The following is a 26,229-nucleotide window of genomic DNA, read 5'->3' as shown; positions in this document are numbered from 1 at the left end:
TTGTCACCCTCACCCCGAGCTAACGGTCGGGGGCGGTTATTTATGTCCCGGTCCCGTGAATGGAGTCGCTTGATGCAGGTGTGTGACAGCGGCTTGCATGCGGGCCGGCAAGCGGTGGCCGCATGAGTCTCGCAGTCACCCTCAGCCGTGCCCAGGAAGGCATTGCCGCACCGCTGGTGATGGTCGAGGTGCACCTGTCCGGCGGCCTCCCGGCCACCAGCATCGTGGGCCTGCCCGAAGCCGCCGTGCGCGAGGCGCGCGATCGCGTGCGGGTGGCGATCCAGAACACCGCGTTCGAATATCCCGGCCGCAAGGTCACCGTGAACCTGGCGCCGGCCGAGCTGCCCAAGGACGGCGGCCGCTTCGACCTGCCGATCGCGCTGGGCATCCTCGCCGCCAGCGGCCAGGTGCCGCGGGACAAGCTGGACGATTGCGAATTCCTGGGCGAACTGGCGCTCAGCGGCTCGTTGCGCAGCGTGTCCGGCGTGTTGCCGGCGTTGCTGCGCGCGCGGGCGCGCGGGCGCCGCGTGGTGGTGCCGCGCGCGAACGCGGCGGAGGCCGCGCTGGTGTCGGAAGTGGACGTGCGCGTGGCCGATACCCTGGCCGAGGTCTGCGGCTGGCTGCGCGGGGCGCAGGAGTTGGCCGCTCCGACGGCGGTGGACGGCGAGGGCGGCGTCCGCGACGGCCCGGACCTGCGTGACGTGCGCGGCCAGCTGCAGGCGCGCCGCGCGCTGGAAATCGCCGCGGTGGGCGGTCACCACTTGTTGCTGGTCGGGCCGCCCGGCACGGGAAAGACCATGCTGGCCGAGCGCCTGCCGGGCATCCTGCCGCCGCTCAGCGAATCCGAGGCGCTGGAAACCTGCGCGGTGCTGTCGGTGACCGGCCAGGCCACCGATCCCGCGCGCTGGCGACGGCGGCCGTTCCGCGCGCCGCATCACACCGCGTCGGCGGTGGCGCTGGTGGGCGGCGGTTCGTATCCGCGTCCGGGCGAGATCTCGCTGGCGCACAACGGCGTGCTGTTCCTGGACGAGTTGCCGGAGTTCAGCCGGCACGTGCTGGAGGTGCTGCGCGAGCCGCTGGAATCCGGCCAGATCGTGGTCTCGCGGGCGGCGCGGCAGTGCACGTTTCCCGCCCAGTTCCAGCTGGTGGCGGCGATGAATCCCTGTCCCTGCGGCCACGCCGGCGATGCGCGGCGGCATTGCCAGTGCACCCCGGACCAGATCCAGCGCTATCGCGCGCGGGTCTCCGGGCCGCTGCTGGACCGCATCGATCTCGCGGTGGAAGTGCCTCCGCTGCCGTTGCACGAGATGGACGCGGCGCGCAGCGTGCACGACGAGGATTCCGCCACGGTGCGTGCCCGCGTGCTGCAGGCTCGGCACCAAGCCCTGGTGCGCGCGGGCCGGCCGAATGCGGAGGTCAGCCACCGCGAGCTGGAGCGCGATTGCGCGCTGGGTCCGGCCGAGCGGCGCTGGTACGAGCAGGCGCTGGAACGGCTGGCGCTGTCCGCGCGTGCCTACCATCGCGTGCTGCGGGTGGCGCGCACGATCGCCGACCTCGACGGCGGCGCGGCGCTGATCGAACGCGAGCACCTGGCCGAGGCTTTGCAATACCGCCGCTTTTGACCGGTCGGCTGGACGCGCCGCGTCGGCAGGCGTTCCGATGGTTTCCGTTTTGTTCCGAGGATGGCAATGAGTATTGAACCGGGTCTCGTGTTGACCGGCATGTTGGTGGTGGGCTTCCTGTGCCAGTGGCTGGCGTGGCGGGTGAAGCTGCCGGCGATCGTGTTCCTGCTGCTGGCCGGCCTGCTGCTGGGGCCGGTGAGCGGCCTGCTGCATCCGGACCAGTTGCTGGGCCCGCTGCTGTTTCCCATGGTGTCGCTGGCGGTGGCGCTGATCCTGTTCGAGGGCAGCCTCTCCCTGCGTTTCCACGAGTTGCCGGGCATCGGCAGCGCGGTGCGCGGGCTGGTGAGCTACGGCGCGCTGGTGGCGTTGCTGCTGCTGGCGCTGGCGGCTCATGTGGTGGCCGGCGCGGCGTGGCCGATCGCGCTGCTGTTCGGCGCGCTCACCTGCGTCACCGGGCCGACCGTGATCGCGCCGATGCTGCGCACGCTGCGGCCCAACGCGCGCATCGCGAACACCTTGCGCTGGGAAGGCATCGTGATCGATCCGCTGGGCGCGCTGTTCGCGGTGCTGATCTACGAGGCCGTGGTGTCGCGCCACGAAGGCAGCGCGCTGGGCGTGTTCGCCGCCACGGTGGGATGCGGCGTGCTGGTCGGCGCGCTGGCCGCGCTGCTGCTGGGCTTCCTGCTGCGCCGCCAGCTGATTCCAGAATACCTGCAGAATTACGGCGTGCTGGCCGCGGTGCTGTTCGCCTTTGTCGGTTCCAATGCGATCGCGCACGAGTCGGGCCTGCTCACGGTGACGATCATGGGCATCGCGCTGGGCAACATGCGCGGCGTGCACATCGACGACATCCTCGATTTCAAGGAACACCTCACCACGCTGCTGGTGTCGCTGCTGTTCATCCTGCTGGCGGCGCGGCTGCCGTGGCCATTGCCGGGGCATCTGCTGCTGGCGGGCCTGGCGATCTTCCTGTTCGCGCAGTTCGTGGTGCGCCCGGTCACCGTGCTGGTTTCCAGCTTCGGCAGCGCGCTGGACTGGCGCGAGCGCGCGCTGATCGGCTGGGTGGCGCCGCGCGGCATCGTGGCCGCCTCGGTATCCGCGCTGTTCGCGCTGCGCCTGCAGGAGCTGGAAGTGCCGGGCGCCGAGGTGCTGGTGCCGCTGGTGTTCATCCTGATCATCGGCACCGTGGTGCTGCAGAGCGCCACCGCGCGACCGCTGGCCTTGTGGCTGAAGGTGGCCGAGCCCGAGCCGAACGGCGTGCTGATCTTCGGCGCCGATGCGGTGGCGCGCGGCATCGGCGGAGCCTTGCACGAGGCGGGCTTCCGCGTGGTGCTGGCCGACGACGACTACGACGGCATCCGCCGTGCGCGCATGGAAGGGCTGGCGACGTTCTTCGGCAATCCGGCCTCGCCGCACGCGGAGCGCCAGCTCGATCTGGCCGGCATCGGACGGCTGCTGGCGATGTCCACCCATCGCGAGCGCAACAGCCTGGTCTGCGTGCACTATCGGGAGGAGTTCGGCCGCGAGAAGGTCCATCGCCTGCGCGTGCTGCCGCCGGAGGAGAGCGCCGGCCGCGCCGCGCTGGCCGAGAAGCTGCTGGCGCCGCCGCTGTTCGACGAGGCGATGACGCATGCGCGCTTCGCCGAGTTGCTGGCGCGCGGCTGGCGCATCAAGTCCACGCGGCTGAGCAGCACCTTCGACTGGCCGCACTTCATCGAGCAGTACGGTCCGGACAGCCTGCTGCTGTTCGGCGTGGAGGAACGCGGCGCCCTGCGGGTGGCTTCCGCCAGGCGCGAACCGGAACCCCGGCCGGGCTGGACGGTGATCGCGCTGGTGCCGCCCGAACGCAGCGAGTGAGCGGAAACGGGAAAGGCAGGCGCCTGGCGCCTGCCTTTCCCGCATTCCGCGACGCCTGCCGCGATCAGGCCACGGCGCTGCGCTGGAACTGCGCTTCCTCGGTCGAGCCCTTCAGCGCGGTGGTCGAGGACTGGCCCTGCTGGATCGCCTGGGTCACCGCGTCGAAGTAGCCGGTGCCCACCTCGCGCTGGTGCTTCACCGCGGTGAAGCCGCGGTCGGCAGCGGCGAATTCCTTCTCCTGCAGTTCCACGAACGCGCTCATCTGGCGGCGTGCGTAGCCGTGGGCCAGGTCGAACATGCCGTAGTTGAGGCTATGGAAGCCGGCCAGCGTGATGAACTGGAACTTGTAGCCCATGGCGCCCAGTTCCTGCTGGAACTTCGCGATGGTGGTGTCGTCCAGGTTCTTCTTCCAGTTGAAGCTGGGCGAGCAGTTGTAGGCCAGCAGCTTGCCCGGGAACTGCGCGTGGATGGCTTCGGCGAAGCGGCGCGCGTCCTCGATGTTCGGCTTGCTGGTCTCGCACCAGATCAGGTCCGCGTAGGGCGCATAGGCGAGGCCGCGGCTGATCGCCTGGTCGAGGCCGGCGCGGGTGCGGAAGAAGCCTTCCACGGTGCGTTCGCCATGGATGAACGGGCGGTCGTTCGGATCGATGTCCGAGGTGAGCAGGTCGGCCGCGTCGGCGTCGGTGCGCGCCACGATCAGGGTGGGCACGCCCAGCACGTCGGCGGCGAGGCGCGCGGCGTTCAACTTGTCGACCGCCTCGCGGGTGGGCACCAGCACCTTGCCGCCCATGTGGCCGCACTTCTTCACGCTGGCGAGCTGGTCCTCGAAGTGCACGCCGGCGGCGCCGGCCTCGATCATCGCCTTCATCAGCTCGAACGCGTTCAGCACGCCGCCGAAGCCGGCCTCGGCGTCGGCCACGATGGGCGCCAGCCAGTCGATGCCGTCGTCGCCTTCGGCGTGGTGCAGTTGGTCGGCGCGCAGCAGGGTGTTGTTGATGCGCTTGACCACCTGCGGCACCGAGTTCGCCGGGTACAGCGACTGGTCCGGGTACATCTCGCCGGCGCCGTTCGCGTCGGCGGCCACCTGCCAGCCGCTGAGGTAGATCGCCTGCAGGCCGGCCTTCACCTGCTGCATGGCCTGGTTGCCGGTGAGCGCGCCGAGGGCGTTGACGAAATCCTCGGTGTGCAGCGACTTCCACAGGCGCTCGGCGCCGCGGCGGGCCAGCGAGTGCTCGACGGGCACGGTGCCGCGCAGGCGGACCACGTCCTCGGCGGTGTAGTTGCGGCGGATGCCGGTCCAGCGCGGGTTGTTGTTCCAGTCCAGCGTGATCTGTTCGGCGGTGGGCAGCGAAATCTTCATGGCATTGCTCCGTAGCGGGCGTTCAGGCGAGTTGGTCGTAGGCGGGCAGGGTGAGGAAGTCGGCAAGCGTGTCGGCGTGGATCAGCTGGCGGATCAGCGCGGCGGCGTCGTCGGCGCGGGCGGCGCCGGGGTGGGCGCTGTCGCGCAGGCGGCTGGTGTGCACGGTCAGCGCGTGGTCGAACAGGGCGAAATCGATCGGCGCGTGGTCCGGGAATTCCAGGCCGCCGTGATGCAGCCACTGCCACAGCTGGGCGCGGGCGATCTCGGCGGTGGCGGCGTCCTCCATCAGGTTGTGGATGGGCACGCAGCCCAGGCCGTCCAGCCACGCCGCGGTGTAGCGCAGGCACACCTCGACGTTGTTGTCGAAACCGGCGCGGGTGACCGTGCCGGGGCAGGGCGCCAGCAGCTGCTCGCGGCCCACCCGCACGTCGAGGCGCTCCACGTCGCGCTGGTTCGGCTCGGGCATGTATTCGTCGAACACGGCCTGCGCCACCGCCACCAGCGCGGGGTGCGCCACCCAGGTGCCGTCGTGGCCGGCCTTCACCTCGCGCAGCTTGTCGGCGCGCACCTTGGCCAGCGCGGCCTCGTTCGCGGCGTCGTCGCCCTTGATCGGGATCTGTGCCGCCATGCCGCCCATCGCGAACGCGCCGCGGTGATGGCAGGTCTGGATCAGCAGCTCCGAGTAGGCCTTCAGGAACGGCACCGTCATCAGCACCTGGCCGCGCTCCGGCAGCAGGCGGTCGCGGTGGCCGCGGAGGGTCTTCAGGTAGGAGAAGATGTAGTCCCAGCGGCCGCAGTTGAGGCCCACCGCGCGGGACTGCAGCGCGTGCAGGATCTCGTGCATCTGGAACGCGGCGGGCAGGGTCTCGATCAGCACGGTGACCTTCATGCTGCCCGGCGGGATGTCCAGCTCGGTTTCCGCGTGCGCCATCACGTCGTCCCACAGCGCGGCTTCTTCCATGCTTTCCAGCTTGGGCAGGTAGAAGTACGGGCCGCGGTCGCGGCGGTGCAGGGCGCGGGCGTTGTGGAACGCGTACAGGCCGAAATCCACCAGCGCGCCGGCCATGGTCTCGCCGTCCACCGTGACGTGGCGCTCGGGCAGGTGCCAGCCGCGCGGACGCACCACCAGCACGGCGGGGTTCTCGTTCACGCGGTACTGCTTGCCCTCCGGCGAGGTGTAGTCGAGCGTGCCGGCCACCGCGTCGCGCAGGTTGACCTGGCCTTCCAGCTGGTTCGCCAGGCTGGGGGCGGAGGAATCCTCGAAGTCGGCCATGAACACCTTCGCGCCGGAGTTCAGCGCGTTGATGATCATCTTCCGCTCCACCGGCCCGGTGATCTCCACGCGGCGGTCGCGCAGCGCGGGCGGGATCGGGCCCACCGTCCACTCCGATTCGCGGATCGCGGCGGTGTCGGCGCGGAAGTCCGGCAGTTCGCCGGCGTCCCAGCGGGCCCGGCGTTCGCTGCGCGCCGCCAGCAGTTCGCGGCGGCGGGCGTCGAAGCGCCGGTGCAGGTCGGCCAGGAAGGCCAGGGCGCCCGGGCTGAGAATGGCCTGCTGGGCGGGGGTGGGCTGGCCGTGCAGCTGCACGGCTTCGGTATCGAGGCGTTCCCGGGGCAGGGCCATGGTCGGCTCCGTAGTCTGTTGGGGACTCGAAGCTAGGTCATGGATTTATAGTTTGACAAACCAAATGTTTCAATTTTTGATATTGTCAATGCCAATATCAAGTTCAAGTCACTGATATGACAGAACGAAAACAGACGCCTGACCGGGCAAAATCGGTGAAAAAAACACGTCGCAGTGCAGCAAAAAAGCGCGCCGGCGACGAGGCGACTGGTGCGGAGGCCGCCCGTTACTACTACAAGGGCAACCGCCACAAGCAGCTGCGCGCCTTCGTGGCCACGGTGAAACTGGGCACCTTGAGTCGTGCCGCCGAGTCGCTGTACCTGTCGCAGCCGTCCGTGAGCCTGCAACTCCAGGCGCTGGAGCGCGAGCTGGGCGTGGCCTTGCTGGAGCGCCGCCGCCGCCGCATCAACCTCACCGACGCGGGCGAGGCCTTGTACGAGCTGGCCCGCCCTCTGGTGGAAGGCTGGGAAAACCTGGACCGCGACTTCCAGGCCAAGGTGCAGGGGCTGCAGGCCGGCAAGCTCACCATCGCGGCCGGCACCTCCACCATCCAGTACCTGCTGCCGGACCTGGTGCGGCGTTACCGCGAGCACTATCCCGCGGTGCACCTGCAACTGGCCAACGTCACCGGCAAGGACGGCCTGGCGATGCTGCGCGAGGACAAGGCCGACTTCGCGGTGGGTTCCATGCTGGACGTGCCGCACGACATCGCCTGGGCGCCGGTGCGCCACTACGACCCGATGCTGATCCTGCCGCCCGGGCATCCGCTGGCGACCAAGGAGCCGCTGCAGCTGCAGGATCTCTCGCCCTACGGCCTGATCCTGCCGCCGCAGCGGCTGTCCACCTACCGGCTGGTGGACCTGGTGTTCCAGCAGAACCAGGTTCCCTACCAGGTGGCGATCGAGGTGGGCGGCTGGGACGTGATCAAGGAATACGTGGCGATGGGCCTTGGCATCTCCATCGTCACCGGCATCTGTATCACCGACGCCGACCGCGAGCGGCTGGTGGTGCGCAACATGCAGCGCTGGTTTCCCCAGCGCAGCTACGGCGTGGTGGTGCGCAAGGGCAAGTTCCTGAGCGCCGAGGCGCGCGCCTTCATCGACCTGGTGCGCCCGGGCCTGCTGACCTACCGCGACTACGACGAGTCGGGGCATTCGGAGCGGTAGGCGAGGGCAAGAGTGCGACACCTCGAGCCCTGATGCACCTCACGAGCGGGAATACGGAAGGACAGGTTTTGTGGCTCTTCGGATTTGATCGCGGCGACATGTGTTGCGACGCCGAGGTGGGGCGGATCGGAGACTCGATTGCGCGAAGCGTCGACGCGATCGCGCAGAGACCATTTCGGGCGGAGAAAGCGGAACGGCCCAGCGGCGCGGCTATTTCCCGCCGGATGGAGCAGGCGAATCCTTCGGCGATGCGACAGCCGGCGCCTGCTGCAAGTCGCCTACCGTGACGCGGCCGTAACGGTCCGTCCCCAGCCATTCGATGTCTTTCAGGCGTGCATAGTCCTGTGCCCGCCACAAGCCATCTTCGTACTGTTTCATCAGCTCGTACGGGTTGCTTTGGAGTGCGGCGAATTCGGAGTTGCCGGGCGTCAGCAACGTGCCGCCGGTGCCCACGAAGCCGGTGCGGCTGCCAAGCACCCCTTTCCGCCACGCGGTGACAAGAGCCCCGTCGAGCCGCTTCAACGCAACGGCATCACCGTATTCGGCATAAATTTCACGGCCCACCTCCAATGCCTCTGCGCGCTCGGTGGGCCCGAGTTCTTTCCAGTACAGCTCACGCTGAGCCACCATTTCCGGATAGCCGCGGCTGGCCGCCAGATCCATCCATGCGTACGCTCGCGGGCGATCCCGCTTCACTCCATCGCCGTTCCAGTACATGACCGCGATGATCGCTTGCGACGGCTTGTCCGCGAACCCCGCCGCACGCAGGAACAGCGGGAACGCCGTGACAGGGGCCTTGTTTTCGTAAGCCCGCTTTCCGAGTGAGCGATACCACAGGTCGGGATGGCTGATGAGGATGGGGCGGCTGGCCAACATCGCGCTCAGCACAACGTCGGCCCTGGAGCCCGCCCTGCCGCCGTCGTCATCGGCAGCATGCACCGGCGCGGCAATCATCATGCACAGCGTTGCGCATAGCTCAATGACAAGACCGATGGCGACCCGGCGCGGTGTCCTGTGCATCGGAGTCCCTCAGCGGGCGGGAAGGCCCGCCTTGCTCCGCAAGCATACGCCACGCCCTTGCCCTGGAGGCGACGCTTGTTCGAGCCGCGACAACCGACTGCCGTTGAAGGCCATGGCAGGCCTTCGCGGCCGCTGCGCGCGAGGATGTGGAGCATGTCCAGCCCGGGCGTGAGGTTCAGCGCGATGCAGGCGAGCAGGAAGGCTTGGCCAGACCTTCCCCGGGCGCCTCAACTGCGCCGCTGCAGTGCCAGCTTCAGGCCGAAGCCCAGCAGCACCGCGCCGCAGACGCGATCCATCCACTGGCCGACGGCGGGCTTGCGCTGCAGCAGGCGGTGGATGCGGCCGCCGGCCATGGCAAGCACCAGCGACCAGGCCAGTCCGGTGGCGATGAAGCTGGCGCCCAGCACCAGCAGGGCCAGCTGCGGATGCCCGGCCTGCAGCGACACGAACTGCGGCAGGAAGGCGAGGTAGAACAACGCCACCTTCGGGTTCAGCACGTTGGTGAGCATGCCCTGGCGGAACGCGGCGGCGAAGCCGGTGCCGCGCGTCTGCGTCGGCGCGCGGGCATGTTGCCGGCTGAGCAGCATGCGCAGGCCGATCCACACCAGGTAGGCCGCGCCGAGGTACTTCAGCACCGCGAAGGCCAGCGCCGACGTCATCAGCAGCGCCGACAGGCCCAGCACCGCGGCCAGCGTGTGCACCACGCAGCCGGCATTGATGCCCAGCGCGGCGCCCAGGCCCACCACGTGGCCTTCGCGGCCGCTGCGCGCGAGGACGTAGAACGTGTCCAGCCCGGGCGTGAGGTTCAGCGCGATGCAGGCGAGCAGGAAGGCGTCGTAGTGCTGGATGCCGAGCATGGGTTCACTCCGTGTTGCGGTACTTGCCGCGGTAGCCGCGGAACAGCGCGCGGATGCGCGCCATGTCGGCGTCGTCGTCGCCGGTGGCGTGTTGCGGAACGCCCAGCGTGAAGGTCCTGCTGGGGTAGTCGATGAACACCGGCAGGATCGGCACGTTCGCCTCGCGCGCGATGCGCAGGAAGCCGCTCTTCCACTGCTTCACCGGCTTGCGCGTGCCTTCCGGCGTGATGCCCAGCCACATCCGGTCGTGTGCCGCGAAGCGCCGCGCCATCTGGCCCACCACGTTCAGCGCCGCCTTGCGGTTGATCGGGATCAGCCCCAGCGGGCGCAGCACGACGCCCAGCGGGCTGTCCATCACCTCGCGCTTGATCATGATGTTGATGTCGAGGTCCAGCGCGATCTTCATCACCAGTCCCCACACGCCGTCCCAGTAGGAGGAGTGCGGGGCGCCGATCACCACCAGCCTGGGCAGGTCGGGCAGTTCGCCGGCCAGCCGCCAGCCGGACAGGCGCAGCACGCCGCGCATCAGCCACGACCAGAAGCGGCTGCCCCGGCGCGGCGCCTGCGGCGGCACCGGCGGCAGGATGGCGGCGCTCATTCGCGGTTCCAGTCGCGCGAACGCGTCTGCTTGAGCTTGCCGCGCTGCTGCTTGCCGACCAGGCGGCGTTCCTTCGATGCGCGCGTGGGCTTGGTCGCCACGCGCTTCTTCGGCGCGGTGAGCGCGCCGCGGACGATCTCGGCCAGCCGCTCGCGCGCATCGTCGCGGTTGCGGGCCTGGTCGCGGAAGCGGCGCGCCTGGATCACCAGCACGCCGTCGTCGGTGAGCCGGCGGTCGCGCCGCGCCAGCAGGCGTTCGCGCACGGCTTCCGGCAGGGTGGGCGAGCGCGCCACGTCGAAGCGCAATTCCACCGCGCTCTCGGTGCGGTTCACGTGCTGCCCGCCGGGGCCGTCGGCGCGCAGGAAGCGCTCGACCAGCTCGGTTTCGGGCAGGGAAAGGGTGCGGCTGATGGTCAGCATGCGGGAAGTTTAGGGGGAAGCGCGATAGGGGGCGAGAACCTGCGCCGACTCCGTCCGGGCTGAGCGTAGCCGCGCAGCGGCGGAGTCGAAGCCCTGTCGTGCGGCCTTCCTTCGACTTCGCGCCTGCGGCGCTACGCTCAGGACGAACGGGGCAGGGTGTTGTCTGGCGTGTTGCCGGGCAGCGCCCAGCCGAAGCGTTCCAGCAGTGCGCCGTACTCGCCGTCCAGCGGCGCCTCCAGCGTCATCGCCTCGCCGCTCGCCGGGTGCCGGAAATCCAGCCGCCACGCATGCAGCAGCATGCGGTGGCAGCCGAAGTGCTGCTTGTAGAGGCGGTTGTGGTCGCCGCGGCCGTGCTGGCAGTCGCCGATCACCGGATGGTGGATGTGGGCGAGGTGCTTGCGGATCTGGCGGAAGCGGCCGGTTTCCGGTTCGGCCAGCAGCAGGGCGTAGCGCTGCTGCGGATAGCGGCCCAGCGCGATCGGCACTTCCGTCGTGGCGAGCGTCCGGTAGCGCGTGCGTGCATCGCGGCGCGGGCCGGTCTCGCGCGAGCCGGGCAGCGGATAGTCGACCATGCCCTCGCCCGGCTCCGGCCAGCCGCGCACCACCACGAGGTATTGCTTGCGCACGTCGCGGCCCATGAACTGCTCGCCCAGCGCGGCGGCGACCTCGCTGCTGCGCGCCACCAGCAGCACGCCGCTGGTGGCGCGGTCGAGGCGGTGCGCGAGGTAGACGTTGCCGCCCACCTGCTCGCGCAGCACGTCCACCAGGTATTGCTCGGCGTCGTTCACCATCGCCGAGCGGTGCACGGGCAGGCCTGCGGGCTTGTTCACCGCGATCAGGGCGTCGTCCTGGTGGAGGATGTCGAGCATGCTGGGCGAGCCGGACTCAGTGCGAACGCATCCAGCCCCAGCCGAACGACAGCAGCCCCGCGACGCCCATGCCCAGCGGCAGCCACGGGCCGTGCTGGGGCGCCAGCGCCCACAGCAGGGTGGCGCACAGCAGCAGGCTGGCGCCGAACGCGCTGCCCGCGATCATGCGCAGCAGCCGGTGCAGCAGATGGCGCTGGTGGCTGAGCGTGTCCACGTCGGCAAGCAGGCGATGCTCGCCGTGTGCGACGCGTTCCAGCGAGTCGTGCACCAGTTCGGGCAGCTGCGGCGCGAGATGGAACCACTCGGGCAGGCGCTTGCGCACTTCGCGCAGCGTGCGCAGCGGGCTGTAGCGTTCGCGCAGGATGCGCTTCAGCACCGGATGCGCCACGGCCCAGATGTCGATCCCGGGATCGAGCATGCGGCCCACGCCCTCGATGTTGAGCAGGGTCTTCTGCAGCAGGATCAGCTGCGGCTGCAGGGTCAGCTCGAAGCGGCGCGCGGTCTGGAACAGCTTCACCACCAGCTCGGCCAGCGAGATCTGCGACAGCGGGCGGGTGAAGTAGGGCTCGCACACCGTGCGCACCGCCGCTTCCAGTTCATCCAGTCGCACCGTGGACGGCATCCAGCCGGCATCCACGTGGAGCTTGGCGATGCGCGCGTAGTCGCGCTCGAACAGCGCGATGAAGTTCTGCGCCAGCCAGTACTGGTCGGCCTCGGGCAGCGAGCCCATGATGCCGAAATCCAGCGCGATGAAGCGCGGCTCGGTGGGGCGCGTGGGGTCCACCCAGATGTTGCCGGGGTGGGCGTCGGCGTGGAAGAAGTTGTCGCGGAACACCTGCTCGTAGAACACCCGCACGCCCTTCGCGGCGAGCGCCTTGCGGTCGATGCCGGCGGCGTCGATCGCGGCGATGTCGTCACTGCTGATGCCGTGCACGCGTTCCAGCGTCAGCACGCGCTGCGCAGTCAGGTCCCAGTGCACCTCGGGCACGTAGAGGTCCACGCCGCTGGCGAAATTGCGCCGCAGCAGGCTGGCGCTGGCGCCTTCGCGCTGCAGGTCCAGCTCGTGCTCCAGCATCTTCTCGACTTCGGCGACCACGTCGAGCGGGCGGATCTTGTCGGCGCTCGGGTGCCAGCGCTGCGCGAGATGGCCCAGCGAATGCAGCAGGCGCACGTCGCGCGCGATCTTGGCGTCGATGCCGGGGCGCAGCACCTTCACCACCACGGCGCGGCCGTCGGGAAGTTCCGCGGCATGCACCTGGGCGATCGAGGCGGAGGCCAGCGGCGTCTCGTCGAAGCGGGCGTAGAGCCGGCCGACCGGCGCCTTCAGTTCGGCCTCGACGATGGCCTTCGCTTCCACGCCGGGAAAGGGCGGCACCTGGTCCTGCAGCAGGGACAGTTCGTCCGCGATGTCCTCCGGCACCAGGTCGCGGCGGGTGGAGAGCACCTGGCCGGCCTTGACGAAGATCGGGCCCAGCTCGGTGAGCGCGAGGCGCAGCCGCGCGCCGCGCGCCAGCGGGCGCACGTCGACAGGCGGACGACCGAGCAGCGGGCGCAGGAATTTCAGCGGGCGGAACAGGTGGGCGGCGTCGACCAGCTCGTCGAGCCGGTAGCGCAGCAGCACCACGGCGACGCGCAGCAGGCGCGGCACGACGGCCAGCGGGGTCACGCGCCCGCACCCTGGGCATGCGTTCCCTTCAGGCGCGCTTCGAGCCGGGCGAGGCGCGCTTCCAGCCGTTCGCCGCGTTCGCGCAGCGCATCCACGCCGTCGAGGAAGGCTTCCGCCTCGCCGGGCGCCAGCGCGAGGCGCGACTCGTCGCGCAGCCACGCGGCGCCGTCCTCGGTGAGGTGGCTGGCGGTTTCCTTCGCGTGCGTCAGCGCCTTGCGCACGGCGCGCGCCAGCGGCACGCCCAGCACGTCGCCGAAGCTGCGCGCGAAGGCTTCCTCGAAATCCGGCGCGAACTGCGTGGCGAGTTTTTCCAGCCGCCGCGCGAGATCGGCGTCGCCGGCAATCTCCACCTTGCCCGGCGCCACGCCATCGTCGCCGCGGCGCAGCGCCATCGCCAGCAGGCTGCCGGGCGTGGCGGCCACGCGCAGGGTGCTTGCGCCGGCCTCGTCCGCGTCCGGCGGGCCGACCTTGAGGCGGCCATCTTCCACGCTCACCGCCAGCGCGAGTTCGGGCCCGCGCAGGTGCAGCAGCACGCGGCGGCCATCCAGGGCGGCGAGCCTGGTTTGCGTGTCGGGGTCGAGCGACAGCGTGTGGTTCAGCGCGGTTTCCAGCGCGCGTCCGGCCAGCTTGCGCAGCGGCGACGGCAGCCAGGCGTTGGGTGTGGGATCGGTCATCCGGCGATTGTAGCCGGCGGATGCCGGGGGCCGCGTGCAGGGGCGCCGGCGTCAGGCCACCGCGCCGTCGAAGCCGAGCTGCCGCCAGGCTTCGTACACGGCCACGGCGACCGTGTTGGAGAGATTGAGGCTGCGGCTGTCCGGCTGCATCGGCAGGCGCAGGCGGTGTTCCTCGGGAATGGCGTCGAGCACGTCCGCGGGCAGGCCGGCGGTCTCGCAGCCGAACAGCAGCGCGTCGCCGTCGGCGTGGCGTGCGTCGACATGCCGCGTGCGACCGCGGGTAGTGAACGCGAACACGCGTGGCTGGCCGATCGCGGCGAGGCAGTCGTCGAGGCTGTCGTACACCTGCACGCGGGCGTATTCGTGGTAGTCCAGGCCGGCGCGGCGCAGGCGGGCGTCGTCCAGCGCGAAGCCGAGCGGGCGGATCAGGTGCAGCGCGGCGCCGGTGTTGGCGCACAGGCGGATGACGTTGCCGGTGTTCGGCGGAATCTCGGGGCGGAACAGGATGACGTGCAGCATCCGGTGATTATCGCGTGCATGGCGGCACGCGGGCGAATCGTGCCGGCGATCAGCCGCGCGGCAGCGGGCACGGCGCGTCCTGCGTCGCCACGCAGGGGCTGGACGAGGTGGCCAGCGCGTGCGTGGCGCGGGCGGACGCGGACGCCTGCAGCGAGGCCGGGGTGGCGGTCAGCATCGTGCCCAGCACCAGGGTGCAGGCCAGCAGGCAGGCGGCGAACAGGCCGTGCAGCATCAGGGTTTCGTGTTTCATGGGGATACTCCGGTCATCGTGCAAAGAGGTTGGGATCAACCCGGCTGGCGCGGGCAGATCACGCCATCGGCGGGCAGCGCGCATTGCGCGGGGGAGGCCAGCAGGATGCTGGCGGCGGTGCCGGTGGCGACGGAGCCGTGCGCGGCCAGCTGCACCGACGCCGGGGTGGCCGTCAGCATCGCGCCAAGCACCAGGGTGCAGACCAGCAGGCAAGCGACGAACAGGCCGCCCAGCATCGCGTTCTCGTATTTCATGGGTGTTCTCCGATTCGGGTGGATGTTTCCTGCACGAGAGGAAGTGCAATCCGCGTGCCAAACCGGAGAAACAACTCAAGTTATTGAATTGGAATAATTTTCCAAACGAGGCGTGCGGGGAGCGGCTTGTCCGCGGACAGCCGGACAAACCAGCCGGACAGCGAACCGCGCTCACATGGGGACGTGCCGTTCGTCACTATCAGGAACTTGCGGGCTCCTCTAGCCTCGCGGGGTACCCGAACCCGCATAAGGAGCGACACGATGGGAAGCAAGCCCTTGGCCCTGCTGATTGCAGGCCTGTTGAGCGTCACCGGCGGGGTCGCGCCCGAGCTGGCGCGGGCAGCGCAAAGCACCCCTGCCACGCATGGCATTCCGGAGATCGCCTATACCCGCTTCACCCTGCCGAACGGCCTCACCGTGGTCGTGCACGAGGACCACAAGGCGCCGGTGGTGGCGGTGAGCATCTGGTACCACATCGGTTCGGCCGACGAGCCGAAGGGCAAGACCGGGTTCGCGCACCTGTTCGAGCACCTGATGTTCTCGGGCTCGGAGCACCACAAGGGCACCTACTTCAAGCCGTTCGAGGTGGCCGGCGCCACCGACATGAACGGCACCACCTGGTTCGACCGCACCAACTATTTCGAGACCGTGCCCACCACTGCGCTGGACATGGCGCTGTGGATGGAATCGGACCGCATGGGCCACCTGCTCGGCGCCATCGGCCAGAAGGAGCTGGATACCCAGCGCGGCGTGGTGCAGAACGAGAAGCGCCAGGGCGAGAACCGCCCCTACGGCCGCGTCGACGAGAACATCCTCGCCAACACCTATCCCGCGAACCACCCCTACCAGCACGACACCATCGGCTCGATGGCCGACCTCGACGCGGCCTCGCTGGACGACGTGAAGAAGTGGTTCCACGACAACTACGGCGCCGCCAACACCACCCTGGTGCTGGCCGGCGACATCACCGTGGCCGAGGCGCGCGCGAAGGCGATGAAGTACTTCGGCGACATCCCCGCCGGCTCGCCCGTGGCGCACCAGCAGGCGTGGATCACCCCGCTGGCAGCCTCCACCCGCGGCGTGCAGCACGACCACGTGGCGCAGCCGCGCATCTACCGCACCTGGGTGGTGCCGCAGCTCGGCAGCGACGCCGCGATCCAGCTCGACCTCGCCAGCACCGTGCTGGGCGGCGGCAAGACCTCGCGGCTGTACCAGCGCCTCGTCTACCAGGACAAGCTGGTGGACAGCGTTTCCGCCGGCATCGCGCCGTTCGCGCTGGCCAGCCAGTTCCAGATCCAGGCCGACGTGAAGCAGGGCGTGGACCCGGCCAAGGTCGAGGCCGCGATCAACGACGAGCTGAAGAAATTCCTCGCCGCCGGCCCCACCGCCGACGAGCTCGACCGCGCCAAGATCGGCAACCGCGCCCAGTTCGTGCGCGGGCTGGAGAAGGTGGGCGGCTTCGGAGGCAAGGCGGTGATCCTCGCCGAGGGGCAGGTCTATCGCGGCAACCCCGGCGCCTACAAGCAGGACCTGGAGCGCGCCGACGCGGCCACGCCGGCCAGCGTCAAGGCCGCGGCCGACCAGTGGCTCAGCAAGGGCGACTACCTGCTCACCGTGCTGCCCGCCGGCAAGGGCTTCGATCCGGTGGCCGAGGACAAGGCGGTGAAGCCGCTGGGCGACGCCGCCGGCCGCCCGCAGCCGAAGGCGCCGGCCGCGCATGAGTACGCCGTCGGCAAGAGCGACGTGGACCGCAGCAAGGGCGTGCCGGAAGTGAACAGCTTCCCCGCGCTGAGCTTCCCGAAACTCGAGCGCGGCAAGCTCGCCAACGGCATCGAGGTGATCCTGGCCCAGCGCCACACCATCCCGGTGACCCAGGTGAAGCTGGTGTTCGACTCCGGCTATGCCGCCGACCAGGGCCACAAGCTCGGCACCGCGAACTTCGCCGCCACCCTGATGAACGAGAGCACCGGCAAGCTCGACTCGGTGGAGGTGGCCAAGACCAAGCAGCGGCTGGGCGCCCTCACCAGCGTCGGTTGCGCGCTGGACAGCTGCAGCGCCTCGCTCAACGCGCTGAACGACCAGCTCAAGCCCTCGCTGACGCTGTTCGCCGACATCGTGCGCGATCCCGCGTTCAAGGCGGCCGACATCGAGCGCGTGCGCGGCCAGTGGCTGGCCGACATCGCGCAGGAGAAGACCCAGCCCGTGGGCCTCGCGCTGCGCACGCTGCCGCCGCTGCTGTACGGCGCCGACCACGCCTATGGCATCCCGTTCACCGGCAGCGGCACCGAGGCCAGCATCAAGGCGCTCACCGCCGACGACCTGCGCACGTTCCAGCACGACTGGCTGCGTCCGGACAACGTGAAGATCCTGGTCGCCGGCGACACCACGCTGGACAGGATCATCCCCGAGCTCGACGCCGTGTTCGGCGACTGGAAGGCGCCCGCCGGCGCGATCCCGCACAAGAACGTCGCCACGGTGGCCGCCCAGGCCAAGCCGCGCGTGTTCCTGATCGGCCGCCCGGACGCGCCGCAGTCGCTGATCATGGCCGGCCTGCTCGCGCCGTCCACGCGGGCGCCGAACAACCTCGCGATCCAGGCGGCGAACGGCGCGTTCGGCGGCACCTTCACCTCGCGCCTCAACATGAACCTGCGCGAGGACAAGCGCTGGGCATACGGCGCGCAGAGCTTCCTGATGGATGCGCAGGGCCAGCGGCCGATGCTGTTCTACGCGCCGGTGCAGACCGACAAGACCGCGCCGTCCGCCGAGGAAGTGCTGAAGGAAGCGCGTGCGGTGATCGGCGACAAGCCGCTGACCGATGCCGAGATCGCCAAGATCAAGGAGCAGCGCATCCGCGCCTTGCCGGGCAGCTACGAGACCACCAGCGCGGTGCTGGGCGCGATGGACGGCATCATCGAGTACGGCCGCCCGGACGACTACGTGCAGACGCTGAAGCCGCGGCTGGAGGCGATCACCCAGGCCGAGGCCGAGGCGGCGATCAAGGAGATCGTGCGGCCCGAGGCCATGACCTGGGTGATCGTGGGCGACCTCAAGCAGATCGAGGCGCCGGTGCGCGCGCTGAAGCTGGGCGAGGTGCAGGTGATCGACGCCGACGGTAAGCCGGTGGCTGAGCCGGCGGCGAAGTAAGTCGCCGTACAGGACGCGGGCTTGCGCCACGCGTTAGCATGACGGCCGGGCAGTCCGCTGCCCGGCCGTCCTTCATCCCGATCCGGAGTTTTCCATGCGCAAGAGCGTCCTGCTGCTCGTCCCCGCCCTGCTGCTGGGCGGCTGCACGTGGGGCATCAATCCCACCCCGGCGTCGCAGAACGTGCGCACGGCGTGGAACGGCGACGTTTCCGGCTGCCGCGACCTGGGCAAGGTCACCGTGTCGGTGATGGACCATGTGGGCCCGGTGGACCGCAACGACATCAAGGTGCGCGACGAACTGCAGGTGATGGCGCGCAACCAGGCCGCCGAGATGCACGCCGACACCATCAAGCCGCTGGCCGAACCCAGCGGCGGCTCGCAGCCCTGGGGCGCCTACCAGTGCGGCTCGCGGACGATCCAGCCCGCGGGCACGCCGGCCGACCAGACGCAGCCGCCGCAGGGCGGCGGTACGCAGACCTTCCCGGTCAAGGGCGGCTGAGCCGGACCCATCGAGACACGCATGCGAAGGGCGCCGAACGGCGCCCTTCGCATTTTGCGCGACCGTACGCGCCGACGGGCGGGTGTACAACCGCGGCGGCCTTGCAGTCGAGGTTGCCGCCGATGACGCCACTGCCTCGACGCAGCGGTGTCGCGCGCCTGGATTGAGCCGACCCGCGTCCCGGCCCCATGGCCGGGCGGGCAGGGCCGGATGCGGCTTGCAGAACGTCCGCTTCAGGCATAAGATTCACATCCATATATTTCATATCTGAAATACAAACACAGACATCAATGTCTTCCTGCCGACCATGAGCAGCTTCGACCCCACCGAACAGCGCCTTGCCGTCACCTGCCGCCGGCAGCCGGCGTTTCCGCGCGAACCGGCCGTGCTGGTGCGCCTGATCAAGCACCTGTACAAGCGCGTGCACGACGACGCCAACGCGATGCTGAAGCCCTGGGGCATCAGCCATGCCGAGTACAACATCCTGATGATGCTGTACGGCACCGAGGGCTACACGCTCAACCCCTCGCAGCTGGCCGAGGCGGCCGGCGAGAAGTCGGCCAACATCACCCGGCTGGCGGACAACCTGTGCGACAAGGGGCTGATCGAGCGCACCGCGAGCGACGAGGACCGGCGCAAGGTCAGCCTCACCCTGAGCCGGGCCGGGCTGGCGATGATCGACGACTTCATGCCGGCCGTCTGCGCGTTGCTGGAGAGCCAGACCGCCGGCATGAAGCCCGCCGAGACGGCGCAGCTGGAGCGGCTGCTGAAGAAGTTCCTGGGCCAGCTGGAACGGGACTGAGGCGATGCCGGCACTGTCGATGAAGGCGGCACGCCGCTGGCCCGGGCTGGCCGAAGTCCTTGCCGGCGAAGGGCGTGCGTGGCTGTTCGTGGCCAAGACGCTGCTGGCGCTGTACCTGGCCGCGTGGCTGGCGATGTGGCTGCGGCTGGAACAGCCGGCCACCGCGATGATCACCGTGGGCATCGTGATGCATCCGCACAGCGGCATGGTGCTGGCGAAGAGCTTCTACCGCGCGCTGGGCACGTTGTGCGGCAGCGCGTTCGGGCTGGCGCTGATGTGCGTGTTCCCGCAGCAGCGCGAGCTGTTCCTGCTCAGCCTGTCGGTGTGGGTGGCGCTGTGCGCCGGCGGCGCCACGCTGTACCGCAACTTCATGTCCTACGGCTTCGTGCTGGCCGGCTACACGGCCGCGATCGTGGCGCTGCCCGCGATCAACGATCCGCTGGGCGTGTTCGACTCCGCGCTGATGCGGGTGTGCGAGGTGATGCTGGGCCTGGTGGTGGCCGGGGTGGTGAGCGACGTGCTGTTCCCCGAGCGCCTGCGTCCGCTGCTGCGGCAGCGGGCCCGCGAACACTTCGCGCACTTCATCGACTTCGTGCGCGGCAGCACCGGCGGCAGCATCCCGCGCGCGGAGATGGAGCAGGCGCACCTGCGCTTCGTGCGCGCCGCGGTGGAGCTGGAGAACCTGCGCGCCTCGGTGATCTTCGAGGACCCCGAGGTGCGCGCGCGCAGCACGCGCATGCGCCTGCTCAACCAGCACAACATGGCGGCGGCGACCAGCTTCCAGTCCCTGCACCACACCATCAACCGGCTGCAGCGCGAAGGCCGCACGGCCGAAGTGGATGCGCTGATCGCGCTGTACCGCCCGCTGGGCGCGGCGCTGGCCACGGCGCCCGGCGACCTGCACGAGCCCGCGGTGCTGGCGCCGCGCCTGCGTGCCTGCGCGCGGCAACTGCCCGCGCGGGAAGCGGAGCTGCGCGCGGGGCTGGCGCCGGGCCGCGCGCAACTGGCCTTCGACACCGGCGCCACCCTGCTGCGGCGTTTCCTCGACGAACTGTGCGCCTACGTCGAGGTGGAACTGGCGCTGCGCGGGCGGGTGCAGCGCGGCGGCGTGGAACGCGTGCATTTCCGCCGCGGCAACGACGCCACCGGCGCCGCCGTGGCGGTGCTGCGCACCTTCCTCACCATGACCGTGCTGAGCGCGTTCTGGATCGCCAGCGGCTGGCCGTTCGGCGCCAGCGCGATGCTGCTCGCCACCATCTTCAGCGGCCTGCTCGCGGCGGCGCCGAACCCGCTGACCTCCGCGTTCGTCACCCTGCTGGGCTTCGCCGGGGGCATCCTGGCCGCGCTCCACGTGGCCTACGGGCTGCTGCCGGGCAGCAGCGGCTTCGTGATGCTGGTCGCGGCCAGCCTGCCGTTCCTGGCGATCGGGCCGTGGCTGAACGCGCATGCCGAATTCGGCGGCATGGGCGGCGGCTTCTCCATCGGCATCGTCTACATCCTCGCGCTGAAGGACCCGATGGTGTACGACCTGGCGCATGCGTTGAACGACGCGATCGCGCAGCTCGCCGGCGTGGCGCTGGCGGCGGCATCGTTCGTGTTCGTGCCGCGCGTCACCGGCAGCGGCTGGCAGCGGCGGCGGCAGGTGCGGCGGCTGCGCGGGCAGGTGGTGCTGGCGGCTACCGCGCCGCTGCAGGGCCTGCCGTGGCGCTTCGAGAGCGTCAGCCGCGACCTGTTCCACCAGGTGATCGTGCACACCCGTCCGGGCAGCCGTCGGTCGCGCGAACTGCTGGCCTGGGCGTTGGCGGTGCAGGAAAGCGGGCGCGCGCTGATCGAGCTGCGGCAGCAGTTGCGCGCCAGCACGGCATCGCCCGAGGTGCGCGCGGCGGTGGACCGCGCGGTGCAGGCGGTGGCGCAGCTGTACCACCGTCCCGACGCAGGCCGTCGCCAGCAGGCCGAGGACGCCGTGCGCGCGGCGATCGACGCCTGCGCCGGCACGCCGACGCTGCGTCCGCGCCTGTACCAGTTGCTGGGCGCGCTGCGCGACGACGAATCGCCGCTGGCCGCCTGGACGTCCGCCGGGGAGCCCGCCGATGCCCCGTGAGATCGCCATCTGGGGCGTGCTGGTGCCCGGCCTGCTGCCGGTCTTCCTCGGCAGCCTGCTGCTGATGGTGCTGGTCGACCTGCTGATCGGGCGCTACGGATTGCACCGCTACGTGTGGCATCCGCCGCTGTTCCGGCTCGCCCTGTTCGCCTGCCTGTTCGGCGCCGCCGCGCTGCTGCTGCTGCATTGAGCGAGGGCCCGGCCATGATCTCCAGGCACTGCGCATCGTCATCGAATGGCCGCCCGCCGGGCCGGTTCGGTCGGCCCGCATTCCCGCGTCATCTTCCGGTCGTGGACGGACGTCCACTTCTTTCCGCTCCCCTGGTCTGCGCGCATGCGGCTTCCGGCGCAAGGCGGCTGCAGGCCACGATCAGGCTCTACCCATGAACAAGACTTCGCTGCTGCGCTTCCTGGTCACCGCCGTGGTGGTGGTGGCCGCCGTGCTCGGCCACCTGCTGTGGAAGCACTACCTGTATTCGCCCTGGACCCGCGACGGCCGCGTGCGCGCCGACGTGGTGAAGGTGGCGCCCGACGTGGCCGGCCTGGTCGCCGAGCTGCGCGTGCACGACAACCAGTTCGTGCATCGCGGCGACGTGTTGCTGGCGATCGATCCCTCGCGCTACCGGCTCGCGCTGGAGCAGGCCCGCGCCAACCTCGACGCGGCCGGCGCCAGCGTGCAGGCCGCGCAGGCGAACATCGCCGCGGCCACCGCCGCCGTGGCGGCGCGCAGGACCGACTACACGATGTACCGGGCACAGGCCACGCGGCGGTTGCAGGTGCCGGCGGGCAGCGTGGTGTCCAGCGAGACGCGCGACAACGCGGTCGCCACCGCGGAAGCCGCCGAGGCGGCGTGGCGCCAGTCCGGGGCTGCGTTGAAACAGGCGCAGGCGGCGCACGACCAGGCGCTGTCGGCGCAGGCGCAGGCGCAGGTGGCCGTGCGGAACGCCGAGCTGAACCTGTCGCGCACGCAGGTGCGCGCGCCGGTGGACGGCTACGCCACCAACGTGCAGGTGCGCGCCGGCGACTACGCGAATGCCGGCGTGCAGCAGCTCGCGCTGGTGGACAGCCACAGCTACTACATCTACGGCTACTTCGAGGAAACCAAGCTGCCGCAACTGCGCGTGGGCGACCCGGTGGACGTCCGCCTGATGGCGGGCGGCCTCGAGCTCCGGGGCCGCATCGACGGCATCGCCCGCGGCATCACCGACCGCGACAACGCCGGCGGCGCGGACCAGCTCGCGAACGTGAACCCCACGTTCAACTGGGTGCGCCTCGCGCAGCGCATACCGGTGCGCATCGGCATCGATCCGGAGCGGCTGCCCGCAGGCAGCGTGCTGGTTGCCGGCATGACCGCGACCATCACCGTGCATCCGCGCGCTGACGGCCTCGCCTCGCGGCAGGCGCGGCCATGAAGCGCCTGCGGCAGACGCTGGGCGCGGCTGCGCTGGCACTGGCGCTGGCGGGCTGTGCGTCCACCCACGGCCTGCATCCGGTCGGCCAGGAAATTTCGCCGGACCGCCTGCAGGCGGGACAAAGCCTTGCCGGCGCGCCGGTCAGCCCTGCCGCGTGGCCGCGGCAGGACTGGTGGCATGCGCTGGGCGATACGCAACTCGATGCGCTGATCGCCGAGGCGCTGCGCGACAACCCCGGTCTCGCGGTCGCCGATGCGCGCGCGCGGCTGGCGCAATCCGAAGCGCAGGCGCTGGACGCCGCCCGCGAACCCACCGTGGAGGCCGGCTACGCCGCCACTGGCGCGCGGCTTTCCGAGAAGGAAGTCGGGCTGGTGCTGCCGGAGGCGGTGGGCACGTTCGCGTGGATGCAGAGCGCCCACGTGGATTTCTCGTGGAACCTGGACCTGTGGGGCGGCCAGCGTGCCGCCTGGGAAGCCGCGCTGGGACGCAGCCGCGCCGCGGAAGTGGATCGCCGCGCAGCGCGCATCCAGTTGTCGGCGAACGTGGCGCTGGCGTGGATCCAGCTGCGCCAGGCCTTCGTGCTGCGCGATATCGCGCAGCGCGACGTGGAACGCTCGAACCGCATCGCCGCGCTGACCCGCACCCTGGTCGCCAGCGGCATGGGTCTGCCGGACAAGCTGCTGCTGGCGCGCGCCGAAGCCGGCATCGCGCAGCAACACCTGGCTGCCGCCGACGCAGCCATCGACAGCGCGCGCATCACTCTCGCCGTGCTGCTGGGCAAGGGGCCGGATCGCGGCCTGCAGATCGCGCCGCCGGCCGCGCCCCGGCCGGTGCCGATGGCGATCCCGCCCGACCTCACCGCCAACCTGCTCGGCCGCCGTCCCGACCTCGTTGCCGCGCGCTGGCGCGTGGAGGCCGCCGCGCAGGACATCAAGGCGGCGAAGGCGCGGTTCATGCCCAACGTCAGCCTCGGTGCGATGGCCGGATTCCTCGCGGTGGGCGACAACGTGCCGCTGTTCCAGCTGCCCGCACGCACCTACAGCGTGGGCCCCGCGCTGTCGCTGCCGCTGTTCGACGGCAAGCGCCTGCGCGCCGGCCTGGGCGCCCGCGATGCGCTGTACGACGAGTCGGTGGCCGGCTACAACCAGACCCTGGTGCACGCGGTGAACCAGGTGGCCGACCTGCTCAGCCTGTCGCGCGCGGTGCAGAGCCAGTTGCAGGCCCAGCAAGGCGTGCTGCAGAACGCCCGGCGCGCCTGCGAGAACGCGCAGATCGGCTACCGGGCCGGCCTGGGCACGGAGCTGGATACCCTGGTCGCCCGCCGCCTGCTGCTCACCGCCGAGCAGAACGATGCCGTGCTGCAGAGCCGGCAGGCCGAGCTGGCGGTGCGCATGGTGGAAGCGCTGGGCGGCGGTTTCCGGGACGATGCCGCGCGACAGGCAAGCCTCCGCCCCTGAGGCGCCGAAGCGGGGCAGGCTTTCCCGCTTTCGTTATCCTCTGGCGCATGAATACGCTGATCGACGCGCCACGGCGGATCGCCCGCCGCCTGGTTTCGCCCCTGCGCCGGCCGCGCGCCGCGGCATGGCTGGAGACGTTGCCGGGCTTCGTGCTGCCGGCCGCCGCGGTGACCGCGCTGTGCGGGCCGGACGCGTTCCGGCAGGCCTTGCTGGAACAGATCGCGCTGGCCACGCGGCGCATCGTGATCGTCGCGCTGTACCTGCAGGACGACGACGGCGGCCGCGAGGTGATGGATGCGCTGTACGCGGCGCAGGCGCGGAATCCGCAGCTCAGTATCGACGTGTACGTGGACTGGCACCGCGCCCGGCGCGGCCTGATCGGCAGGCAGCAGTGCGACGGCAACGCGGCGATGTACCGGGAGTACGCGCGCCGCGGCGGCGGCGTGCGCATATGGGGCGTGCCGGTGCGCACCCGCGAGCTGTTCGGCGTGCTGCACCTCAAGGGCTCGGTGTTCGACGACACGGTGCTGTACAGCGGCGCCAGCCTCAACGACGTGTACCTGGCGAAGCACGGTCGCTACCGGCTCGACCGCTACCACCGGCTGCGCGATCCCGCGCTGGCCGACGCCATGGCGGACTTCGTGCGCGAGCACTTCCGCGGCAACGGCGCGGTGCAGCGGCTGGACGCCGCCGGGCTGCCGTCCACGCGCGCGCTGCTGCCGGCGATCCACGCGTTCCGCCAGCACCTGCAGAAGGCGCGCTACGCCGCGCCGGCCGCGCCCGTGGCCGGCGCGGACGAGGTGGTGGTGACGCCGCTGCTGGGCCTGGGCCGCAACGACAACCAGCTCAACGAGACGGTGCTGGCGTTGCTGGGCGAGGCGCGCGAACGGGTGATCCTGCTCACGCCGTACTTCAACCTGCCGCGGCCGGTGCGGGCGGCGGTGGGCGTGGCGCTGCGGCGCGGCTGCCGCATCGACATCATGGTGGGCGACAAGACCGCCAACGATTTCTACATTCCCCCCGGGCAGCCGTTCACCACGATAGGGCTGCTGCCCTACCTGTACGAGAACAACCTGCGCCGCTTCGCCCGCGCGCATGCGGGCCAGCTCGCCAGCGGCCAGCTCAACCTGTGGTTGTGGCGCGACGGCGACAACAGCTATCACCTGAAGGGCTTGTTCGTCGACGGCGACGCGGCGCTGCTCACCGGCCACAACCTCAACCCGCGCGCCTGGGCGCTGGACCTGGAGAACGGCCTGCTGCTGCGCGACCGCGCGCAGCGCCTGCGTGCGATGCACGAGGCGGAATGGGCGGAGCTGCGCCGTCACGCCACGCGGCTGGCCGACTACCACGCGCTGGAAAGCCCGCGGCACTACCCGCCGGAAGTGCGGCGGCTGCTGCGCCGGCTGAGCCGGGTGCGGCTGGACCGGCTGGTCAACCGCCTGCTGTAGCGCGGTGCGTCAGGCGCCGAGCCGCTGCAGGCGCAGTTCCAGCCAGCGGCTGACGTCCGGCCATTCGCGGTCGAGGATGGAGTAGCACACGGTGTCGCGCAGGCTGCCGTCGGGGCGGCGCTTGTCGTTGCGCAGCACGCCGTCGCGGTGCGCGCCCAGGCGCTCGATCGCACGCTGCGAATCGAGGTTGCGGTGGTCGGTGTGGAACACCACCGCCGCGCAGCCCAGCGCATCGAACGCGTGCGCCAGCAGCAGGCGCTTGCAGGCGGTGTTGAGGTGGCTCTTCTGCCAGCGCCGCGCGTACCAGGTGTAGCCGATCGCCAGCCGCGGCAGCTCGGGCACCAGGTCGTAGTAGCGCGTGGTGCCGACGATTTCACCGCTGCCGAGTTCGCGCACCGCGAACGGCAGCATGCTGCCGGCGCGCTGGCCGGCCAGGGCATGTTCCACATAGTCGCGGGCCATGCCGGGTGCGGGTGCGCTGGTGAACCACAGTTTCCACAGTTCGCCGTCGGCGGCGGCCGCTTCCAGCGCGGGGGCGTGGTCGAGGGTGAGCGGTTCCAGCGCGACGTGCGTGTCGCGCAGCAGGACAGGGCGGGCAAAGGGCATGCGGCGGG

At 70.5% G+C, this 26,229-nt stretch carries 24 protein-coding genes; 11 read left to right on the top strand and 13 right to left on the bottom strand.

The genetic code is table 11. The features are described from left to right. Positions 1 to 122: 122 nt before the first annotated feature. Positions 123 to 1,622, top strand: coding sequence for a YifB family Mg chelatase-like AAA ATPase (locus PCA_RS15020; protein WP_181303428.1), 1,500 nt, complete (start codon positions 123 to 125; stop codon positions 1,620 to 1,622). 66 nt (positions 1,623 to 1,688) lie between these two features. Next, entirely contained in the window at positions 1,689 to 3,479 is a 1,791-nt protein-coding gene (locus PCA_RS15015) for a sodium:proton antiporter (protein ID WP_181303427.1), read from the top strand. 64 nt (positions 3,480 to 3,543) lie between these two features. Here PCA_RS15015 and aceA read toward each other — a convergent pair whose 3' ends face one another. Further along, positions 3,544 to 4,839 carry an isocitrate lyase gene (aceA, locus tag PCA_RS15010; protein WP_181303426.1) on the bottom strand — a complete coding sequence of 432 codons (1,296 nt, stop codon included), beginning with the start codon at positions 4,837 to 4,839 and terminating at the stop codon, positions 3,544 to 3,546. Positions 4,840 to 4,861: 22 nt separating this feature from the next. Then, positions 4,862 to 6,460: a malate synthase A gene (aceB, locus tag PCA_RS15005; protein ID WP_181303425.1), complete on the bottom strand. Its 1,599-nt coding sequence runs from the start codon at positions 6,458 to 6,460 to the stop codon at positions 4,862 to 4,864. 116 nt (positions 6,461 to 6,576) lie between these two features. Between aceB and PCA_RS15000 the strand changes: the two genes are divergently transcribed. Continuing rightward, positions 6,577 to 7,626, top strand: a complete 1,050-nt coding sequence (locus PCA_RS15000; protein WP_181303424.1) for a LysR family transcriptional regulator — start codon at positions 6,577 to 6,579, stop codon at positions 7,624 to 7,626. Positions 7,627 to 7,836: 210 nt separating this feature from the next. On the opposite strand, the gene PCA_RS14995 is transcribed toward PCA_RS15000, so the two are convergent. From PCA_RS14995 to PCA_RS14950, 10 genes are all read right to left on the bottom strand, one after another. After that, a complete protein-coding gene (locus tag PCA_RS14995; RefSeq protein ID WP_181303423.1) occupies positions 7,837 to 8,583 on the bottom strand; it encodes a sel1 repeat family protein in 747 nt (248 codons plus the stop codon). A gap of 290 nt (positions 8,584 to 8,873) precedes the next feature. Further along, positions 8,874 to 9,503, bottom strand: coding sequence for a LysE family translocator (locus tag PCA_RS14990; RefSeq protein WP_181303422.1), 630 nt, complete (start codon positions 9,501 to 9,503; stop codon positions 8,874 to 8,876). A gap of 4 nt (positions 9,504 to 9,507) precedes the next feature. Then, positions 9,508 to 10,101 (bottom strand): 1-acyl-sn-glycerol-3-phosphate acyltransferase, encoded by a 594-nt coding sequence (locus PCA_RS14985; RefSeq protein ID WP_181303421.1) that lies wholly within the window; start codon positions 10,099 to 10,101, stop codon positions 9,508 to 9,510. Beyond that, positions 10,098 to 10,520 carry an alternative ribosome rescue aminoacyl-tRNA hydrolase ArfB gene (arfB, locus tag PCA_RS14980; RefSeq protein ID WP_181303420.1) on the bottom strand — a complete coding sequence of 141 codons (423 nt, stop codon included), beginning with the start codon at positions 10,518 to 10,520 and terminating at the stop codon, positions 10,098 to 10,100. The genes PCA_RS14985 and arfB overlap by 4 nt, the downstream gene beginning before the upstream one ends. Positions 10,521 to 10,657: 137 nt before the next feature. Then, on the bottom strand, positions 10,658 to 11,389 hold the full coding sequence (locus PCA_RS14975; protein WP_181303419.1) for a pseudouridine synthase: 732 nt from the start codon (positions 11,387 to 11,389) through the stop codon (positions 10,658 to 10,660). A 16-nt stretch (positions 11,390 to 11,405) separates the two neighbouring features. Further along, a complete protein-coding gene (gene ubiB / locus PCA_RS14970; RefSeq protein ID WP_181303418.1) occupies positions 11,406 to 13,055 on the bottom strand; it encodes a ubiquinone biosynthesis regulatory protein kinase UbiB in 1,650 nt (549 codons plus the stop codon). Beyond that, positions 13,052 to 13,729: an SCP2 sterol-binding domain-containing protein gene (locus tag PCA_RS14965; RefSeq protein ID WP_181303417.1), complete on the bottom strand. Its 678-nt coding sequence runs from the start codon at positions 13,727 to 13,729 to the stop codon at positions 13,052 to 13,054. Before PCA_RS14965 ends, ubiB begins: the two co-directional genes overlap by 4 nt. Positions 13,730 to 13,780: 51 nt before the next feature. Then, positions 13,781 to 14,248, bottom strand: coding sequence for a tRNA (cytidine(34)-2'-O)-methyltransferase (locus PCA_RS14960; RefSeq protein WP_181303416.1), 468 nt, complete (start codon positions 14,246 to 14,248; stop codon positions 13,781 to 13,783). A 49-nt stretch (positions 14,249 to 14,297) separates the two neighbouring features. Next, a complete protein-coding gene (locus PCA_RS14955; protein ID WP_181303415.1) occupies positions 14,298 to 14,498 on the bottom strand; it encodes a hypothetical protein in 201 nt (66 codons plus the stop codon). A 35-nt stretch (positions 14,499 to 14,533) separates the two neighbouring features. Then, a complete protein-coding gene (locus PCA_RS14950; protein WP_181303414.1) occupies positions 14,534 to 14,752 on the bottom strand; it encodes a hypothetical protein in 219 nt (72 codons plus the stop codon). Positions 14,753 to 15,013: 261 nt separating this feature from the next. On the opposite strand from PCA_RS14950, the gene PCA_RS14945 reads away from it, so the two are divergent. From PCA_RS14945 to pssA, 8 genes are all read left to right on the top strand, one after another. Beyond that, complete coding sequence (locus tag PCA_RS14945) at positions 15,014 to 17,896, top strand: pitrilysin family protein (RefSeq protein ID WP_181303413.1); 2,883 nt, start codon at positions 15,014 to 15,016, stop codon at positions 17,894 to 17,896. Between the two features lie 94 nt (positions 17,897 to 17,990). Then, on the top strand, positions 17,991 to 18,395 hold the full coding sequence (locus PCA_RS14940; protein ID WP_181303412.1) for a DUF4156 domain-containing protein: 405 nt from the start codon (positions 17,991 to 17,993) through the stop codon (positions 18,393 to 18,395). Positions 18,396 to 18,702: 307 nt separating this feature from the next. After that, on the top strand, positions 18,703 to 19,197 hold the full coding sequence (locus PCA_RS14935) for a MarR family transcriptional regulator (protein WP_181303411.1): 495 nt from the start codon (positions 18,703 to 18,705) through the stop codon (positions 19,195 to 19,197). A 4-nt stretch (positions 19,198 to 19,201) separates the two neighbouring features. Beyond that, positions 19,202 to 21,298, top strand: a complete 2,097-nt coding sequence (locus PCA_RS14930) for an FUSC family protein (protein ID WP_181303410.1) — start codon at positions 19,202 to 19,204, stop codon at positions 21,296 to 21,298. Next, positions 21,288 to 21,488 (top strand): DUF1656 domain-containing protein, encoded by a 201-nt coding sequence (locus tag PCA_RS14925; protein WP_181303409.1) that lies wholly within the window; start codon positions 21,288 to 21,290, stop codon positions 21,486 to 21,488. The genes PCA_RS14930 and PCA_RS14925 overlap by 11 nt, the downstream gene beginning before the upstream one ends. Positions 21,489 to 21,681: 193 nt before the next feature. Further along, positions 21,682 to 22,710, top strand: a complete 1,029-nt coding sequence (locus PCA_RS14920; protein WP_181303408.1) for an HlyD family secretion protein — start codon at positions 21,682 to 21,684, stop codon at positions 22,708 to 22,710. After that, complete coding sequence (locus PCA_RS14915; protein WP_181303407.1) at positions 22,707 to 24,167, top strand: efflux transporter outer membrane subunit; 1,461 nt, start codon at positions 22,707 to 22,709, stop codon at positions 24,165 to 24,167. The genes PCA_RS14920 and PCA_RS14915 overlap by 4 nt, the downstream gene beginning before the upstream one ends. Positions 24,168 to 24,214: 47 nt before the next feature. Beyond that, entirely contained in the window at positions 24,215 to 25,615 is a 1,401-nt protein-coding gene (gene pssA / locus PCA_RS14910) for a CDP-diacylglycerol--serine O-phosphatidyltransferase (protein WP_181303406.1), read from the top strand. A 9-nt stretch (positions 25,616 to 25,624) separates the two neighbouring features. On the opposite strand, the gene PCA_RS14905 is transcribed toward pssA, so the two are convergent. Continuing rightward, entirely contained in the window at positions 25,625 to 26,221 is a 597-nt protein-coding gene (locus PCA_RS14905; RefSeq protein WP_181303405.1) for a GNAT family N-acetyltransferase, read from the bottom strand. Between the last annotated feature and the right edge of the window lie 8 nt (positions 26,222 to 26,229).

The sequence above is a fragment of the Rhodanobacter sp. PCA2 genome (genome assembly GCF_013620825.1).
Lineage (GTDB): Bacteria > Pseudomonadota > Gammaproteobacteria > Xanthomonadales > Rhodanobacteraceae > Rhodanobacter_A.
Note: the sequence above shows the minus strand (reverse complement) of the source record. Positions and strands in the feature narration are given on the sequence as shown.

Excerpts from the sequence above, each read along its gene's own strand:
- PCA_RS15020 (WP_181303428.1), top strand. The coding sequence starts at position 123 with ATGAGTCTCGCAGTCACCCTCAGCCGTGCCCAGGAAGGCATTGCCGCA.
- PCA_RS15015 (WP_181303427.1), top strand. The coding sequence starts at position 1,689 with ATGAGTATTGAACCGGGTCTCGTGTTGACCGGCATGTTGGTGGTGGGC.
- aceA (WP_181303426.1), bottom strand. The coding sequence starts at position 4,839 with ATGAAGATTTCGCTGCCCACCGCCGAACAGATCACGCTGGACTGGAAC.
- aceB (WP_181303425.1), bottom strand. The coding sequence starts at position 6,460 with ATGGCCCTGCCCCGGGAACGCCTCGATACCGAAGCCGTGCAGCTGCAC.
- PCA_RS15000 (WP_181303424.1), top strand. The coding sequence starts at position 6,577 with ATGACAGAACGAAAACAGACGCCTGACCGGGCAAAATCGGTGAAAAAA.
- PCA_RS14995 (WP_181303423.1), bottom strand. The coding sequence starts at position 8,583 with ATGATGATTGCCGCGCCGGTGCATGCTGCCGATGACGACGGCGGCAGG.
- PCA_RS14990 (WP_181303422.1), bottom strand. The coding sequence starts at position 9,503 with ATGCTCGGCATCCAGCACTACGACGCCTTCCTGCTCGCCTGCATCGCG.
- PCA_RS14985 (WP_181303421.1), bottom strand. The coding sequence starts at position 10,101 with ATGAGCGCCGCCATCCTGCCGCCGGTGCCGCCGCAGGCGCCGCGCCGG.
- arfB (WP_181303420.1), bottom strand. The coding sequence starts at position 10,520 with ATGCTGACCATCAGCCGCACCCTTTCCCTGCCCGAAACCGAGCTGGTC.
- PCA_RS14975 (WP_181303419.1), bottom strand. The coding sequence starts at position 11,389 with ATGCTCGACATCCTCCACCAGGACGACGCCCTGATCGCGGTGAACAAG.
- PCA_RS14965 (WP_181303417.1), bottom strand. The coding sequence starts at position 13,729 with ATGACCGATCCCACACCCAACGCCTGGCTGCCGTCGCCGCTGCGCAAG.
- PCA_RS14960 (WP_181303416.1), bottom strand. The coding sequence starts at position 14,248 with ATGCTGCACGTCATCCTGTTCCGCCCCGAGATTCCGCCGAACACCGGC.
- PCA_RS14955 (WP_181303415.1), bottom strand. The coding sequence starts at position 14,498 with ATGAAACACGAAACCCTGATGCTGCACGGCCTGTTCGCCGCCTGCCTG.
- PCA_RS14950 (WP_181303414.1), bottom strand. The coding sequence starts at position 14,752 with ATGAAATACGAGAACGCGATGCTGGGCGGCCTGTTCGTCGCTTGCCTG.
- PCA_RS14945 (WP_181303413.1), top strand. The coding sequence starts at position 15,014 with ATGGGAAGCAAGCCCTTGGCCCTGCTGATTGCAGGCCTGTTGAGCGTC.
- PCA_RS14940 (WP_181303412.1), top strand. The coding sequence starts at position 17,991 with ATGCGCAAGAGCGTCCTGCTGCTCGTCCCCGCCCTGCTGCTGGGCGGC.
- PCA_RS14935 (WP_181303411.1), top strand. The coding sequence starts at position 18,703 with ATGAGCAGCTTCGACCCCACCGAACAGCGCCTTGCCGTCACCTGCCGC.
- PCA_RS14930 (WP_181303410.1), top strand. The coding sequence starts at position 19,202 with ATGCCGGCACTGTCGATGAAGGCGGCACGCCGCTGGCCCGGGCTGGCC.
- PCA_RS14925 (WP_181303409.1), top strand. The coding sequence starts at position 21,288 with ATGCCCCGTGAGATCGCCATCTGGGGCGTGCTGGTGCCCGGCCTGCTG.
- PCA_RS14920 (WP_181303408.1), top strand. The coding sequence starts at position 21,682 with ATGAACAAGACTTCGCTGCTGCGCTTCCTGGTCACCGCCGTGGTGGTG.
- PCA_RS14915 (WP_181303407.1), top strand. The coding sequence starts at position 22,707 with ATGAAGCGCCTGCGGCAGACGCTGGGCGCGGCTGCGCTGGCACTGGCG.
- pssA (WP_181303406.1), top strand. The coding sequence starts at position 24,215 with ATGAATACGCTGATCGACGCGCCACGGCGGATCGCCCGCCGCCTGGTT.
- PCA_RS14905 (WP_181303405.1), bottom strand. The coding sequence starts at position 26,221 with ATGCCCTTTGCCCGCCCTGTCCTGCTGCGCGACACGCACGTCGCGCTG.